Origin of the sequence: Enterocloster alcoholdehydrogenati, from assembly GCF_013282095.1 — a bacterium.
Classification (GTDB): Bacteria; Bacillota; Clostridia; order Lachnospirales; family Lachnospiraceae; genus Enterocloster; species Enterocloster alcoholdehydrogenati.
Genome location: NZ_BLTJ01000012.1, coordinates 37,876 through 53,676 on the forward strand (window position 1 = coordinate 37,876; position 15,801 = coordinate 53,676).

Here is a 15,801-nt window from a genome sequence, read left to right on the forward strand (position 1 = left end):
ATATGTTATGCCTGGTTTTTTGAAAGCCTTTCGCGAGACGGCCGCAGCTTCCCTCAGAGGAAAAGACCCGTCTGTCCTGCGGCTGCGGGCCGATATCGAGGATACAAAGCTTGCCATCGAGACGGCCAGAAATCACTTTGAGCAGGAGGTGGATCCCACCCTTATTGACTGCTGTATTTATGAATGGAACGCAGCCCAGCTGCGTTATCAGTTCCTTTTAAGAAAATTTAAAAGCTGGGAAAGCTGACACTTCCCAAAGAGCAGATTGCTCCGGGGCTGCCGTGCAGGACGCAGCCCTATAGGTGTCAGGCACAAAACTGACGATTGTGAGGACAACAATATGAGCGCTTGGTACGAGAAGGCAATTTTTTATCATATGTATCCTCTGGGTATGACCGGAGCTCCAAAGCAGAATACCGGCACAGAGGGCGCTGACCAATTCAGAAAGCTGGAGCAGTGGCTCCCCCACATAAAATCTCTGGGCTGTACCGCCATTTACATAGGCCCTCTTTTTGAGTCTGCCAGCCACGGTTATGACACCACAGATTACAAGCAGACGGACCGCCGTCTTGGATCAAACGAGGCTTTTGGCCGTTTCACGGCCCTATGCCATGAGCATGAGCTCCGGGTCGTGGTTGACGGGGTATTCAATCATACAGGTAGAAATTTTTTTGCCTTCCGGGATATCCAGGAAAAGAAATGGGATTCTCCCTTTAAAGACTGGTATAAAGGCGTAAGCTTTGACTGGCAGAGCCCTTTAGGCGATCCCTTTGGATATGAAGCGTGGCAGGGGCACTTTGAACTGCCCTGTCTTAACCATGCCAATCCTAAAGTGAGACAATATCTCTTTGACGTAATCCGTTTCTGGGTGGATGAATTTGATATTGACGGTATCCGTCTGGACTGTGCCAATGTGCTTGACTTTCGGTTTATGGAGGAGATGTGGTGGGAAACAGAGGCTATGAAAGAGGATTTCTGGCTTATGGGCGAGGTGATCCACGGCGATTACAGCCGCTGGGTCAATGACCGTATGCTGCACTCTGTTACCAACTATGAGCTTCACAAGAGTATTTACTCCGGATTTAACGACCGCAATTTCTTTGAAATCGCTCACAATGTACGCCGCCTGGAAGCCATCGGCCGCAGTCTTTATACCTTTGCAGACAATCATGATGAAGATCGGATCGCCAGCAAGCTGCGCACCAGAGAGCACCTGTTTCCAGTCTATATCTGCCTGATGACCTTACCCGGCATCCCTTCCATCTATTATGGCGGGGAATGGGGGATGGAAGGAAAACGGACGCCGGACTGCGACGAGGCCCTCCGGCCGGCTGTTTCACCGGATGATTTTGAAAAGCTCCATTGTGAACTGACCGACAAAATCGCCAGACTGGGAGCGATCCACAGGGACTATGAGGAGCTGCATATGGGCCGGTATCAGGAACTTCTTCTGACGAACCGCCAGTACGCATTTGCAAGACACGGAAATAACCGTCTCATCATCACTGCCCTGAACAATGACGATCAGGAAGCCGTATTAAATATTCCTGTTCCCATAGCGGCCTCTGAGGCTGTGAATCTCCTTGAGGATAATGAGATCCTTCCCATAACTGACGGAAAAATCCAAATTACTTTACAAGGCTGCAGCGGAGCAGTCCTTAAGATCAAGGGGGAACTGTAAAATGGCTGTAAGAAAAAGCGCTAAAACGCCCGCTAAAACCACGTCCAGAAAACCAAAGCCCGACACCGGCTGGATCTCTGAGCTGGACTGCTATCTCTTCGGTGCCGGCACCCATTATGACATTTACCAGAAATTAGGAGCTCATCCCATGAACTGGAATGGAGAGGACGGAATTTTCTTCGCCGTATGGGCACCCCATGCGGCGGCGGTCCATCTTGTTGGTGATTTTAACGGCTGGAACCCGGATGCCAATCCCATGAAAAAGATCTCGCAGCTGGGTATCTGGGAGTATTTTAATCCGGGGATGAGAGTGGGGGAACTGTACAAGTTTGCCATCACTACAGACACAGGAAAGATCCTTTACAAGGCAGATCCATTTGCCTTCAGCGCCGAGTACCGCCCCGGCACCGCCTCTGTCACTGCAGATATATCAGGCTTTGCCTGGAGCGATCACGAATGGATCGCCGCCCGTTCCCATACGGATATGGCAAAGCGTCCCATCAGTATCTACGAAGTCCATCTTGGCTCCTGGAGAAAAAAAGACCGGGAAGAAAAGGATGGCTGTTATACATATATCGAGGCGGCTCACGAGCTGGCAGCCTACGTAAGGGAAATGGGCTATACTCATGTGGAGCTGATGGGGATCGCAGAACACCCTTACGACGGCTCCTGGGGGTATCAGGTCACCGGGTATTTTGCTCCCACCTCCCGATACGGCACACCTAAGGAGTTTATGTATTTTGTAAATTACCTCCATAAAAACGGCATTGGCGTGATCCTGGACTGGGTACCGGCCCATTTTCCAAAGGACGCCCACGGACTGGCTGATTTTGACGGCCATCCGCTATATGAATATGAGGATCCAAAAAAGGGTGAACATCCCGACTGGGGAACCAGGGTATTTGACTACGGAAAAAATGAGGTTAAGGACTTCCTGATCAGCAACGCCCTTTACTGGGTGGAGCAGTACCATGTGGACGGCCTGCGTGTGGATGCTGTGGCCTCCATGCTCTACCTGGACTACGGACGCCAGGAGGGACAGTGGACGCCCAATCGCTACGGCGGAAACCAAAACCTGGAGGCCATTGAATTTTTCAAGCATTTAAATACCGTGGTTCAGGGACGCAACCACGGCGTCATGATGATTGCTGAAGAGTCCACCGCCTGGCCCGGCGTGACAAAACACCCGCAGCAGGACGGCCTCGGATTTACCTTTAAGTGGAATATGGGCTGGATGCACGATTTCCTGGAATACATGAAGCTGGATCCCTATTTCCGCAAATACAGCCACAACCGCATGACCTTCAGCCTGACTTATTTTACCAGTGAAAACTATATCCTGGTGCTGTCGCATGATGAAGTGGTTCATTTAAAATGCTCCATGATCAACAAGATGCCTGGTCTGGGAGAGGACAAGTTTTCCAATTTAAAGGCCGGCTATACCTTCATGCTGGGGCATCCGGGAAAGAAACTGCTCTTTATGGGACAGGACTTCGGACAGTGGCACGAATGGGATGAAAAGAAAGCTCTTGACTGGTATCTGGCAGATAAAGACAGCCACAGGAGTCTCCAGAAATACGTCCGGGATCTCCTGCACCTTTATAAGAAATATCCCTGTCTTTACAGCCTGGATCATGACTGGAATGGCTTCCAGTGGATCAATGCCAATGATGGGGACCGGAGTATTTTCAGCTTTATCCGCAGGGATGAGACTGGAAAAAAGAGCCTGCTGTTTGTTATAAATTTCACACCTGTTCCGCGGCCTGACTACCGGGTGGGAGTTCCCAAAAAATGTAAGTACACCCTGCTGCTGGATCAGGAACACGGCGCTTACAAGGCATCCCAATGCCCCACTTATACCTCTGCAAAAGGGGAATGCGACGGTCAGCCCTATTCCATCGCCTATCCTCTTGGAGCCTACGGCACTGCCATCTTCCGTTTCTGACCCCGCCGCAAAAACAGGGGAAACTTTATATCCAACGGTCAAATGCTCAGGTCAGACGCAGAATTTACAGTTCATCCAAAAAGTACGTTAAAAATTTATCAAATTTGGTATGTACATTTTACCATCCTTGTAGTAGAATAAGTACAGTGCGGCGGGAAACTGCCGCAGTACCGTATATAATGTGTGGAAGGAGAGTATGATTATGGCAAAAGAATTAGTTTTCACAAGTGAAAAGAAAACCGTTTATCGTGACGGCAGCACTGCCATCAAGGAATTCTGTGATGGATTCCCGAAAGCTGAGGTACTCAACGAAGCCCTGTGCAACGCACGGGTGGAGGATATCGAGGCGCTCAACGTTCCTAAGATCCTGGGGGTTTCTGTTATTGATGGAAAATGGTCTATCCTGAAGGAATTTGTGGAGGGAAAGACCCTGCAGCAGTTGATGGATGAGAATCCTGACCGGCTGGAGGAGTACATGGAAGGCATGGTGGATCTCCACCTTTTGATCCACAAGCAGGCCTGCCCTCTGTTAAACAAGCTGAAGGAAAAGACCATCCGCGCCCTCAAATCCGTGGAGCAGCTGGATGACAGCACACGTTATGAGCTGATGACCAGACTGGACGGAATGCCCAAACACACCAAGCTCTGCCACGGCGACTTCAACCCATCCAACATCATCGTAGGTGATGACGGAAAATGGTATGTCATTGACTGGGTACACGCTTCCCAGGGAAATGCCAGCGCCGATGTGGCAAGAACCTACCTCCTTTTAAGCTTAAAGGACAAAAAGAAAGCCGAACTGTACATGGATCTTTTCTGCGAAAAGACCGGTACTGAGAAGCGTTATGTACAGGGCTGGCTCCCTGTGGTGGCAGCGGCTCAGCTGGCTTACAAACGTCCTGAGGAGAAGGAGCTTTTAGAGAGCTGGATCAATGTATTTGAGTATCAATAAACAGTAAACAGATCTTATTAACACATTATTTAGGGTTCAGAAAATCCCCCCGGAATCATTCTGGGGGGATTTTCTTATTCTCTTATTTTGAACCGGCCGCAAAACCCTGCTCTTCATCCAGCCCTTCCTTCATCTCGTCTCCAGCTGCAGCCTCCTCCGCCAGCCACTCCGCTTTCTTCTCTCTCCGTTTCACAGGAAAAATCACCTGGGCCTTAAACAGGTCACCGTCAATTATGATCTTAAACTGGCCGTTCTGCAGCTGGGTCAGGCTTCTTGCAATGGACAGGCCCAGGCCGCTTCCTTCCGTGGTCCGGGCCACATCTCCCCGCACGAAACGCTCGGTCAGTTCATCCGGGCTTATGTTTAACGGTTTCTCGGATATGTTTTTCATGGTAAATACCGCCGTATCCTCTTCTTCCTTTACGTCCACATAGACCCGGCTTCCCTCCTGGGCGTACTTAAAGGCATTGGTGTAGAGATTTTCCAGAACTCTCCAAAGACGCCTTCCGTCAGCCCGGATGATCATTACCTCTTCCGGCAGATCCTGTATCAGCTCCAGACGGCGCAGGGCAAAACGCTCCTCAAACTCACCGTTGGTCTGCTGCACCAGTTCCACCAGATTGATATCTGAAATCTCCAGCTTCAGGTTTCCGGAGCTGGCTTTGGACGCCTCTACCAGATCCTCCGTCAGCGTCTTTAACCGCTGGGACTTCTGGTCTAATACCTCCAGATATGCCGCAATCTTAGGATCCTGGATCTTCTGACGTTTCAGCAGATCTACATAGTTGATAATAGATGTAAGAGGTGTCTTGATGTCATGGGAGACATTGGTGATCAGATCCGCCTTCAGACGTTCGCTCTTTACCTTTTCCTGAAGAGCCGTATCCAGACCGCTGGTAATATTGTTGATATGCTCGCCCATCTTCTTTTCCTTGCCCGTCAGAACCTCTGTGTTCAGTCGGTATCCCGTGTCACCGGTGGAAATAGTGCTGATGGCCTGATCCAGCATATCTCTCTGGCAGGACTCGCGAAACAGCCGGTGGAATACCCAGCCGTCGATTCCTGCAAAAAGTGCAAGAACCACATAATACATAATACGGTAACTGATCCGCTCCCCCCTTGTTGCAAACAGAAAAAGGATGAGCCACATCATAAAGCCGTTGCAGGCCAGAAAGAGCAGGTAGCAAAACGCCGCTCCCGCCGCATAGCTGGCCTTTTGGCGGTAGGTTTTGCAGGCCTGAGCAGCCCGTTTTCCCAGACTGCCCTTCCATAGAGTACCTGCCTTATACCTCCTCAGAAGGCTGAACCCGCAAAGAATGCCGCAGCCGTAAAAGATCAGATACCGGAGCAGCTTATTCCAGAACGGCAGATGCTCCTCATTCACAAACAGACCGATAACCATCATACCCATCCGTTTTCCCCAGATAAGGAGCGCAGCAGCCGCCACAGCTCCTATCAGGATGCACAGTTCCGTAGGAATCCGATCAATAGGGTAAAGGCGTATCTCACTATCAAGGCTGTCTGTATGGCCTGACAGGAACATAAGCCATACCAGCGTTGCAAAAAATCCGATAAAGCCTACGATCACTCCGCCCATTCCCATGATAAAGGCATTTCTCACGCTGTGGTACTGGGCAGACGCAGCAGAATAGCTGTCATTATAGGGATAAGTGGTATCTACTGAAACTACCAGATAATTCTGGTCATTGTTATTAGGGTTCCAGGTCTCCAAAAGAGCCGCCGCATCCTCAGGAATCACAGCCAGATTGGTATCCATTCGTATGGTATTTCCGGGAATGAACAGGTATTTTCCAAATCCCCTCAGTTCATCCAGCGTCATGTCAGGAACATTGGTATATACCGTCTCCACACCCTCATCACTTTTATAGACAACGCGGAACCTCACATTTGTCTCATGTTCCATGAAATTATAATAGATGGAGTAATACTGTCCCAGACATTCCAGCACATCCAGCGCCAGTTCTTCCTTTGTCATCCGCGTTTCCATCTGGCCGGTGCTTAAAAAATCAAGGCTGGGGTTTAAAAACTGAACCGTTACCTCCATGTCGTCATCATCCATGGACATAGGAGAACCCTGCACCGTGAAATTGTCTCCCAGATAGTACCCGCGGACTCTCGCATAGCGCACGATCTGATCCAGAGTCCAGTCCTCATCCACTCCCGGACCGTCGGTAAGCCGCACCACCGGCTTGCTCATATCCAGCTGCCCGTTTGTCTCAAACAGGTCCTTATAGCCAATATAGGTGAAAATATTTCTTATATCCTCTCCCAGTTTCAGGCAGAAGGTATCCGAATCTTCATAACTGTCCTCATATACCCAGCTGATTCCTTTTCCGTATCCGCCGTTATAATACATGGCGCCAATGCCTGCCAGGGCCATGGCAAGAAAGATCAGGGACAATAGGGATAAAACTGCCTTTTGCAGACGCATTTTCTTTCTGTTTTGTTCCATAGGCCCACCTACTGTTTCTCGATCTTATATCCTACGCCCCAGACTACCTTAAGATACTTCGGCTCTCTGGGATTGATCTCGATCTTCTCACGGATATGGCGGATATGGACAGCCACTGTATTATCCGCGCCGATGGCCTCCTCATTCCAGATCTGCTCATAGATCTCGTCAATGGAAAATACCTTTCCCGCATTCTTTACCAGCAGCAGGAGGATATTATATTCGATGGGAGTCAGCTTGATGGGATCTCCGTCTACAGACACCTCTTTGTTATCATCATTGATCTGAAGGCCTCCGCATTTGTAGACCTGATCCTGCTCCTGCTGACTTAAATTGCCAAGCTGGGTATACCGGCGCAGCTGAGACTTCACCCTGGCTACCAGTTCTAATGGATTGAACGGCTTTGTAATATAATCGTCAGCCCCGATATTCAGCCCCAGAATCTTGTCCGCATCCTCTGACTTTGCAGATAAAATGATAATAGGGATACTGCTGTTTTCCCTTACCTTAAGAGTGGTGCGTATGCCGTCAAGCCCCGGCATCATCACATCCAGGATCAGAAGATCCGCCGTATTGTTTTCCAGGTATTCCAGCGCCTCATAACCGTCATAGGTTTTGATCACCTTATAGCCTTCCCCTGTCAGATAAATATCAATGGCTTCCACGATCTGCTTGTCATCATCACATACAAGAATGGTCTGCATTCGTATTCCCTCCCGTTTTTCTATGTACTTCTGATATTTATGGCAGCGAGGCAGAAGCCTTGCGGCATACCTCACCCGCTGTCTCCGTAAAAAAACACATCCGCAGGCCAGACGCCAGGCCCGCGGATGTGTTATGGCTGCGTTTCTCTTCCTGAAAGACGGCTGTCCGTCTGTTTAGAAGATTCTCCACGCACAGATAAAGTTGCTTCTCCACCACTGGCTTAAGCTTCTGTGTACCACCCGTCCGTTACTGGAGGACGCGTCAATGACTGTGCCGCCGCCTGCCGCGATACCTACATGGCCGTTTACCACTACGATGTCTCCGGCCTGAATATCATTGAAGTTGGTGATCTTGGTGTATCGTCCCGCATTGCGCCAGCCGGAAGAGGTCATATAACTTTGGCGGACGCCGGCCTGGTTCAGACACCAGTATACAAAGCCGGAACAGTCAAAGGAGTTTGGTCCCTTTGCGCCCCATACATAAGGACTTCCGATCTTGGAGGACGCCGCAGAAATCAGCGCTGATACACCGGAGCCCGACGGCACCTTAGGCGCAGAAGAGGAACCGCCCTGATTTCCCTTATTTCCGGAACTTCCCTTGTTCCCGCCCTTATTGCCGCTTTGGCCGGAACTGCCTCCAGTGGAGCCTGCCGCCGGACGCTTTACATGGTCGCCGGTCAGCTTTGCCATGGTCTGCACGCCTACCTGACCGTCTGCGGACAGTCCGTTGCGGGACTGGAAGTTCTTAACCGCCTGCTCTGTCACCTCGCCGTAGTAGCCGGTAACATTAGCAGAATTGAGATAACCGTACTTGCTTAAAAGCTGCTGCACTCTTGTAACAGAGTCACCCTGCTCGCCCAGCATCAGACCGTTTGGTCTGGCAGACGGGTCATTTAGGGCGATACGGGTAGAGGGGCCAAGGTAACCGTCTACCACCTGGTCGTTTCTGGCCTGGAACTGCTTGACAGCGATCACAGTATCCTGTCCGTAAGCGCCGTCCGGAGTGGTAGTCAGATATCCCAGTTCCTTCAGACGCTCCTGGCAGGCCAGTACCACTTCGCTCTTTTCACCATAAGAGAGATAATTCGGTTTGATTTCGTCACTGTACAGCAAGTTATATGTCTTTTTTCCCACCGTGCCGTCAGGATTCAGACCGTTGACCTCCTGGAGTTTGATTACAGCTGCCTCCGTGGAATCGCCGAAATTTCCCGTAACCTGATCTGCCTTTGCCAGATATCCCAGCTCGTAGAGACGCTGCTGGATCCGCTTGATATCATCTCCCTCTGTCCCCTTGGAAACAGCGTAATACTTTGCATCCTCTGCCATCAGGGCATCCCATGTGGCATCGCCCACAATACCATCCTGAGGCATACCGTTCTGTCTCTGGAAATGCTTTACCGCCTGCAGCGTGGCCTGACCGAAATAGTCCGTGGGTTCATCGTTGTCCATAAAGCCCAGATCCATCAGACGCTGCTGCAGCTTTTTTACGATCTCATGACGGACGCCCTCTCTCAGGTATTCCGGTGCCGGTTCCGCATCCTCCGGCAGCTCTACGTCCTCCAGATCCGGCAGGATCTGACCTCCCAGTCCCAGGGGTGCGATGTCCTCTGTCTCCCCCTGTGGCTCTGAGGCTGCCTGAGCCGGCGTGGCTGTCCCAGATGTTTTGGCGGTATCCGCTGAGCAGCCTCCAAGCGCCAGCAAAGCAGCCAGAGAGCCGGAAATCAGGGCATATCTAAGGTATGTTCTGTATCTAAATCTTTGGTTCATGAAAATACACTTGATCCTTCCTTTGTATCATGGGGCTCTTAATCCTCAGCCCGCATCTTAACACTTACCTGGTTATAATATCATATTCCAGGGTAAATAGCGAGATTTTTTTATGGAAGCAGGCTTTTTGGCCTTTGGGAATGGCCTGGAGCCTTCATCTTTTTACCGCTTCTTCCAAAGGGCTTTCTCTTAAAAAACGGCACCTTGGCAGCCGCCGCTTCTGCCTGTCCGCTCTTCTGGAAGGATCGGATTACTTCGTCCAGCTGACGAAAACGCTCCTCCTCCTTCCGATCCGCAGACTGCAGAAGAAACTCCATTTCCCCGGAGAGTTTTTCGTTTACAAGACTGCTGATATCCTGGCTCAGTTTCTCGTTATTGACCTCCAGAGCCCGTCCTATGATCAGGTTCATAATCTGCTGGAACTGGGCCATCTTATCCTCCATAGAGATCACAGGGGCCGTTTCCGTCTGAACCGTGCTTAAAGCTGCCAGACGCTCTTCCTCCCTGATCCCCCTCAATGCGGCATCCATATCCTGCTCCAGAAGCTCGTCCGTCAGCTGGGCTCCATTTTCCCCATCCTTCTTAAGAACCTGATTTAAGGCGTGTTTAATGGCCTTCAGCTGATACCCCTTTTCCTTTAAGCTCTTTACCTGCTTAAACATCCTGATATGCAGATCCGTATAATACCGGTGCCCCATTTCATTTCGGGGAATATCAAGTTCCAGTTCCTCTTCCCAGTATCTTAATACATGGGCCTCCACATCCACCTTTCTGGACGCGTCCGATATAAGATAATGTACTTCATCCATAGCTGTTCTCTCCTTCACACCACTTAATGTAAAGATCCTCCGCCGTGCTTCGCGCGGTCCGGTCCGACCTTACTTTTAATGTATGCGTTGAGAAGAAGTATTATGACTGAATTTTATATCGAAAAATGGAACCGCCCGGGTAAGAAGCAGTATGATGCTACCCCTCCTGATTTCCGCCCTGAGGCCGTGCTGCGTTTACGAACTTGGTGTACTCCGGCTTCCAGATCAGGTTCACCGTACCGATGGGGCCGTTTCGCTGTTTTGCTATAATAACTTCAGCCTCGTTGGGGTGCTCCGTATCTTTATTATAGTAATCGTCACGGTATAAGAACATAACCACGTCCGCATCCTGCTCAATAGCTCCCGACTCTCGAAGATCCGAAAGCATGGGACGGTGGTCGGTACGTGTCTCGCAGGCACGGGACAGCTGGGACAGGGCGATCACAGGGGCATGAAGCTCTCTTGCAATGGCCTTTAAGGAGCGGGAAATCTCAGAGATCTCCTGCTGTCGGTTGTCGCTGCCACCCTTTTTGCTTCCGCTCATAAGCTGCAGATAATCAATAATCACAAGGCTTAATCCATATTCCAATTTCATTTTCCTGCACTTGGAGCGAAGTTCCGTGATTGAAATACCGGGTGTATCATCGATAATCAGCTTGGAGTTGCCGATTACGCCTACGCCCTCTACCACTGCGTCCCAGTCCGCGTCCGTCAGCGTGCCAGTACGCAGCTTCTGGGCATCCACATTGGACTCCATGGACAGCATACGGTTTACCAGCTGTTCCTTTGACATCTCCAGGCTGAATACCATACAGGGCAGATTTTTGCGCACAGATACATAATCCACCACATTCAGCACAAAAGCCGTCTTACCCATGGAAGGACGGGCTGCGATCAGGATAAAATCCGAGGGCTGAAAGCCGGACAGCTTGTAATCCAGGTCAATAAAGCCGGAGGGAATACCTGTAACGGTTCCCTGACTGCGATAAGCGTCCTCAATCTTTTCCAGTACATTGATGGCCACCTGCTTAATAGGCACAAATTCCTGTCCGCTTTTGTTCTGAAGCAGGTCAAACACGGATTTCTCCGTATCTGCCAGAATATTTTCCAGAGGTTCTTTGCCCGCATAGCAGGCGTTTGCAATCTCCACTGTGGTCTTGATCAGACGGCGCAGCACTGCCTTTTCGCTGACAATGTTGGCATAGGACTTAACGTTTGCCGAGGTAGGCACCATTGTGATGATATCCCGGACAAAATCCAGGCTGCTGACCTCCGGCGGCACATCCTTTTCCTTTAAGCGGTCCTGGAGCGTCACCAGGTCTACGGGTTTTCCCTCATTAAACAGCTCCACCATGGCATCAAACATGATACCGTACTGCTGCTGGTAAAAATCGCCTCCCGTAATAATCTCCGATGCCGCGATCACCGCCTCCCGGTCCATAAGCATGGAGCCGATAACCGACTGCTCCGCCTCCAGGCTATGAGGGAGCACCCGCTTGATCAGGGCCTCTTCCATGATTTGTTCCTCCTTCTATTTTCCCTTACATTCCTTTGCCCGGCCGTTTCTCTTCCCGGCCCAACGCACGGCGGCGCAACGCTTCCATTGCAGAAAACGATGCGCCGCCCTCTTGTGATTCCTTCTGCCCTCAGGCAAGGCCCATTTATGCTTCCACTACCTTCACAGCCAGCTTTGCAGTTACCTCTTTATGAAGCTTTACCGACACCTCGAAGCTTCCAATGGCTTTAATGGGATCATTTAAAACAATCTTCTTCTTGTCAATATCCAGTCCCAGCTGCTCGGCTGCGGCCTTTGCAATCTCCCTGGAGGAAACAGCGCCGAAGGCCCGTCCGCCCTCTCCGGCCTTGATAGAAACAGTAACTGCAGACTTTTCGATCTTCTCTCCCAGTTCCTTTGCCGCCGCCAGCTGCTCAGCCGCGATCCTGGCGTCATTTGCCTTCTGAAGTTTTAAATCATTTAAGTTCTTAGCTGTAGCCTCTACACCCAGTTTCTTTGGCAGGATAAAGTTTCTGGCATAGCCGTCATTTACTTTCACTACCTGCCCCTTTTTACCAAGCGCCTTTACATCCTCTAATAATACAATTTCCATGTTTTTACATCCTTTCTTTCCGGGATATCCTCAGAATCTTTTTTATACAGCATTTGTGAGAAAGCAGCCTATGAGACATCGCCCTCGTCCATCATCTGGCGGATCACCTCTTTTAAGCGGTTTTTGGCCTCTTCGACAGAAATTCCCTGAATCTGGGCTCCTGCAATGGTCCTGTGGCCGCCGCCGCCCAGCTTCTCCATCATCACCTGCACATTAACCTCGTCAATGGAACGGGCGCTGAAATAAATGGTATTGTTATAAGCTGTCAGCACCACCGATGCCTTGATGCCCTTGATCTCCAAAAGCTCATTGGCCGCCTGCGCTCCGGTAATTGTGGGGCTGTCCAGTCCTTCTGCCGGGCATACGCTGATGGCAAAGGCCTCCATATAAACTTCCGCCGCCCGGACAGCCTCAGCCTTAGCCTGATAATCCTTCATATTTTCCCTGAACAGCTTGCGTACTCTGGTAATATCTGCCCCGCTTCTCCTTAAGAACGCCGCCGCCTCAAAGGTGCGCACGCCGGTCTGGTTGGTGAAGTTCTGGGTATCAATCACAATACCCGCGTACATGGCGTCTGCCTCCGCCGGGCGTACCTTAATGCCGTCAGCAATGTACTGAAGCACCTCTGCAACCATTTCACAGGCAGAGGAAGCATATGGTTCCACATAGGAAAGCACTGCATTGTCGATAATCTCGTTGCTGGTTCTGTGGTGATCCAGCACAACAATGGTGCGTACCAGACGCAGCAGGGACGGCTCGTCCGTGATGCTTGGGCGGTTCACATCCACTACTACCAGCATCGTACCGGAATCCACCAGTTCAGCGGCTTTTGAACCCTTAAGAAACATATCGTCGGGATACTCCGCATTATCCAGAAACCGCTCCATCATAGGACGCACAGAGGAGGTAACCTCGTTAAGCACGATATTTGCCTTTTTATTCATGGACGCGGCAATACGGTAAATGCCGATGGCAGCGCCGAAGGCATCAATATCTGTCAGACGATGTCCCATAATCAGCAGGCGGTCCTTATTTTCCATCAGTTCCCGCAGGGCATGGGCTTTCACGCGTGCCTTTACGCGGGTGGTCTTTTCCATCTGCTGAGCCTTGCCGCCGTAATACTGGATCTTATCCAGATCCTTCACTACCGCCTGGTCGCCGCCCCGGCCCAGGGCCATATCAATAGAGGTTCGGGCATACTCATAGTTCTGAGCGTAGCTTTCCCCGTTCATTCCGATTCCGATGCTTAAGGTGACAGCCATTTCATTTCCAATATTGACCGTCTTTACATCCTCTAAAATGGGGAAACGGGATTCCTGCATCTGAATCATATACTGCTGGCGGATCACGAAGAAATACTTGTCCTTCTCGATCTTCTTTACAATGCCGTTCATGGAAGAAATGTATTTGCTGATCTTACGGTCGATGAGGGCCGTAAGCAGTGAGCGGCGCACTTCCTCCACGCTTTCAAGCGCTTCTTCATAGTTGTCAAGGTAGATCAGACCTGCCACCAGCTTCTGGTCATTGATCTGCTGCTTATATTTTAATGTCTGTGTCTCGTCAATGAGATAAACCGCCGTAATTCGGCTCTCGCCGGGCTCCAGTCCGTTATCCGCCGCAGCCTGAGCCAGCGGATCCATCACAAGCTCCCGCAGGTCCACCCGGTAATTCCTCTCGGAAAAAGAGCTGTGGATGCTTACCGTCTCCCCGCCTGTGGACAGCATTTCCTTCGTAATCTCCGGAAACAGCGCCGTCAGGCTTGGCGGAACCGTCTTATCCTCTTCCAAAATGGACTCAAACTCCCGGTTCATCCACAAAAGGCGGCCGGTTCGGTCCGCTACCGCGTAGGGAACCAGCATTTCCCTTAAGATCCCCTGCCTGCTCTGATCATAGCTTTCTGAAAATGCAATCAGACCTGCCAGGATCCCCCTTTTTCTGGAGATGTAAAGCCACAGCGCGATTCCAATGTAGACAAGAGTAAAAGCCGAAACAATGAGCCCCGCCGTAAACGATACCGCCCCCACAGCAGCCGTCAGCAGGATCATGAAGACTGTCAAATACAGCGGCCATTGCAGATATACGCGAAAGGTCCACCGCATCTTTCCTTTATCTTTCATATCTTTCCTCCAATCGTATCCGAAAATGGAATACGCCTATCTTATGGATTATACCATATCAAGGGGGATTCGTCCATGAAAAAACGGATTTTGGCAAATGTCCCCTGTGAATTTAAAAAATGGTTTACACAGCCGGGAGAATCTAATATAGTATGGATGGTAATACAAAACATTTTAAGAAATCAGGAGTTTCCATATGAAAAAGTCAGAGTTTATCAGAGAATGTTTTATCATCACCTTCGCCACACTGATCGTTTCTGCAGCCGTATTTTTCTTCCTTCTCCCCAGCCAGGTGTCGGTGGGAAGCATATCCGGCCTGGCAATGATCCTGGGAAATGTCATCCCCCTTCATATGTCCGTCATTACCTTTATACTGAACGGGATTTTGCTGATCGCAGGTTTTCTTCTGATCGGCAAAGACTTCGGCGCAAAGACCGTTTATACCTCCCTGCTGCTCCCTCTGTTTTTAAGAGTCTTTGAGATTTATTTTCCAGATTTTTCATCCATTAACGGCGATCCTTTCCTGGATATGGTCTGCTATATTTTTACCGTGAGCATCGGGCTTGCAATCCTGTTCCGTGAAAACGCTTCCTCCGGCGGGCTGGACATCATAGCAAAGCTGCTGAATAAATATCTGCACATGGATATGGGAAAGGCTATGGCGCTTCCCGGTATGTGCGTGGCTCTGTCCTCCATCCTGTTCTATGATAAAAAGCTGGTGGTTTTAAGCCTTTTGGGCACCTATTTAAACGGAATCGTGCTGGATCATTTTATATTCGGGCTGAACCTGAAAAAACGGGTCTGTATCATTTCGGAAAAGGAGGCCGAAATCCGGGACTTTATTCTTAACCGCCTTCACAGCGGAGCGACCCTATATGAGGGCCGGGGAGCGTATAATGACCAGCCCAGAACCGAGATCATTACCATTGTGGACAAAAACGAATACTCCCTCCTGATGTCCTACCTTTTGAAAACAGATCCCTCCGCCTTTGTCACTGTCTATACGGTCAGCGAGGTCATCTGCCGCCCAAAACAAAAGAGATAATTTTTTTCGCTCTCCCTATTGATTTTTCCATGTACTTATGGTATTATAATCACTGCTTATCAAACAAAGCATGGGCGAATTCCCGAGTGGCCAAAGGGGACAGACTGTAAATCTGCTGGCACTGCCTTCGGTGGTTCGAATCCACCTTCGCCCATTTGCATACCAAAATAAGCTTAAGAATATCAGCGCCGAGCGTGTAA

12 protein-coding genes and 1 tRNA gene are annotated in these 15,801 nt (G+C 50.2%); 6 read left to right on the forward strand and 7 right to left on the reverse strand.

Features of this window, described 5'->3' with window-relative positions; genetic code table 11:
- Positions 1 to 7 precede the first annotated feature (7 nt).
- From HW447_RS13655 to HW447_RS13670, 4 genes are all read left to right on the forward strand, one after another.
- Complete coding sequence (locus HW447_RS13655; protein WP_176255694.1) at positions 8 to 247, forward strand: YaaL family protein; 240 nt, start codon at positions 8 to 10, stop codon at positions 245 to 247.
- 93 nt (positions 248 to 340) lie between these two features.
- Positions 341 to 1,681, forward strand: a complete 1,341-nt coding sequence (locus HW447_RS13660) for an alpha-amylase family glycosyl hydrolase (RefSeq protein WP_176255695.1) — start codon at positions 341 to 343, stop codon at positions 1,679 to 1,681.
- A 1-nt stretch (position 1,682) separates the two neighbouring features.
- Complete coding sequence (gene glgB / locus HW447_RS13665; protein WP_176255696.1) at positions 1,683 to 3,626, forward strand: 1,4-alpha-glucan branching protein GlgB; 1,944 nt, start codon at positions 1,683 to 1,685, stop codon at positions 3,624 to 3,626.
- 202 nt (positions 3,627 to 3,828) lie between these two features.
- Positions 3,829 to 4,578: a phosphotransferase family protein gene (locus tag HW447_RS13670; RefSeq protein ID WP_176255697.1), complete on the forward strand. Its 750-nt coding sequence runs from the start codon at positions 3,829 to 3,831 to the stop codon at positions 4,576 to 4,578.
- An 82-nt stretch (positions 4,579 to 4,660) separates the two neighbouring features.
- Here HW447_RS13670 and HW447_RS13675 read toward each other — a convergent pair whose 3' ends face one another.
- The 7 genes from HW447_RS13675 to HW447_RS13705 all read right to left on the reverse strand — a co-directional run bounded on the left by HW447_RS13675 (position 4,661) and on the right by HW447_RS13705 (position 14,556).
- Positions 4,661 to 7,051 carry a sensor histidine kinase gene (locus tag HW447_RS13675; protein ID WP_176255698.1) on the reverse strand — a complete coding sequence of 797 codons (2,391 nt, stop codon included), beginning with the start codon at positions 7,049 to 7,051 and terminating at the stop codon, positions 4,661 to 4,663.
- A gap of 8 nt (positions 7,052 to 7,059) precedes the next feature.
- On the reverse strand, positions 7,060 to 7,755 hold the full coding sequence (locus HW447_RS13680) for a response regulator transcription factor (RefSeq protein ID WP_176255699.1): 696 nt from the start codon (positions 7,753 to 7,755) through the stop codon (positions 7,060 to 7,062).
- Between the two features lie 174 nt (positions 7,756 to 7,929).
- Positions 7,930 to 9,522, reverse strand: a complete 1,593-nt coding sequence (locus tag HW447_RS13685) for an NlpC/P60 family protein (RefSeq protein ID WP_176255700.1) — start codon at positions 9,520 to 9,522, stop codon at positions 7,930 to 7,932.
- 110 nt (positions 9,523 to 9,632) lie between these two features.
- Positions 9,633 to 10,331 (reverse strand): MerR family transcriptional regulator, encoded by a 699-nt coding sequence (locus HW447_RS13690; RefSeq protein ID WP_176255701.1) that lies wholly within the window; start codon positions 10,329 to 10,331, stop codon positions 9,633 to 9,635.
- 157 nt (positions 10,332 to 10,488) lie between these two features.
- A complete protein-coding gene (gene dnaB, locus HW447_RS13695; protein WP_176255702.1) occupies positions 10,489 to 11,847 on the reverse strand; it encodes a replicative DNA helicase in 1,359 nt (452 codons plus the stop codon).
- A gap of 145 nt (positions 11,848 to 11,992) precedes the next feature.
- Entirely contained in the window at positions 11,993 to 12,439 is a 447-nt protein-coding gene (rplI, locus tag HW447_RS13700) for a 50S ribosomal protein L9 (RefSeq protein WP_176255703.1), read from the reverse strand.
- 68 nt (positions 12,440 to 12,507) lie between these two features.
- Positions 12,508 to 14,556 (reverse strand): DHH family phosphoesterase, encoded by a 2,049-nt coding sequence (locus HW447_RS13705; RefSeq protein ID WP_176255704.1) that lies wholly within the window; start codon positions 14,554 to 14,556, stop codon positions 12,508 to 12,510.
- Positions 14,557 to 14,752: 196 nt separating this feature from the next.
- Between HW447_RS13705 and HW447_RS13710 the strand changes: the two genes are divergently transcribed.
- Positions 14,753 to 15,601, forward strand: a complete 849-nt coding sequence (locus tag HW447_RS13710; protein ID WP_176255705.1) for a YitT family protein — start codon at positions 14,753 to 14,755, stop codon at positions 15,599 to 15,601.
- Between the two features lie 72 nt (positions 15,602 to 15,673).
- A tRNA-Tyr gene (locus HW447_RS13715) sits at positions 15,674 to 15,755 on the forward strand.
- Positions 15,756 to 15,801 lie beyond the last annotated feature (46 nt).

Coding starts and splice junctions, on each gene's coding strand:
- HW447_RS13655 (WP_176255694.1), top strand. CDS start 8: ATGCCTGGTTTTTTGAAAGCCTTTCGCGAGACGGCCGCAGCTTCCCTC.
- HW447_RS13660 (WP_176255695.1), top strand. CDS start 341: ATGAGCGCTTGGTACGAGAAGGCAATTTTTTATCATATGTATCCTCTG.
- glgB (WP_176255696.1), top strand. CDS start 1,683: ATGGCTGTAAGAAAAAGCGCTAAAACGCCCGCTAAAACCACGTCCAGA.
- HW447_RS13670 (WP_176255697.1), top strand. CDS start 3,829: ATGGCAAAAGAATTAGTTTTCACAAGTGAAAAGAAAACCGTTTATCGT.
- HW447_RS13675 (WP_176255698.1), bottom strand. CDS start 7,051: ATGGAACAAAACAGAAAGAAAATGCGTCTGCAAAAGGCAGTTTTATCC.
- HW447_RS13680 (WP_176255699.1), bottom strand. CDS start 7,755: ATGCAGACCATTCTTGTATGTGATGATGACAAGCAGATCGTGGAAGCC.
- HW447_RS13685 (WP_176255700.1), bottom strand. CDS start 9,522: ATGAACCAAAGATTTAGATACAGAACATACCTTAGATATGCCCTGATT.
- HW447_RS13690 (WP_176255701.1), bottom strand. CDS start 10,331: ATGGATGAAGTACATTATCTTATATCGGACGCGTCCAGAAAGGTGGAT.
- dnaB (WP_176255702.1), bottom strand. CDS start 11,847: ATGGAAGAGGCCCTGATCAAGCGGGTGCTCCCTCATAGCCTGGAGGCG.
- rplI (WP_176255703.1), bottom strand. CDS start 12,439: ATGGAAATTGTATTATTAGAGGATGTAAAGGCGCTTGGTAAAAAGGGG.
- HW447_RS13705 (WP_176255704.1), bottom strand. CDS start 14,556: ATGAAAGATAAAGGAAAGATGCGGTGGACCTTTCGCGTATATCTGCAA.
- HW447_RS13710 (WP_176255705.1), top strand. CDS start 14,753: ATGAAAAAGTCAGAGTTTATCAGAGAATGTTTTATCATCACCTTCGCC.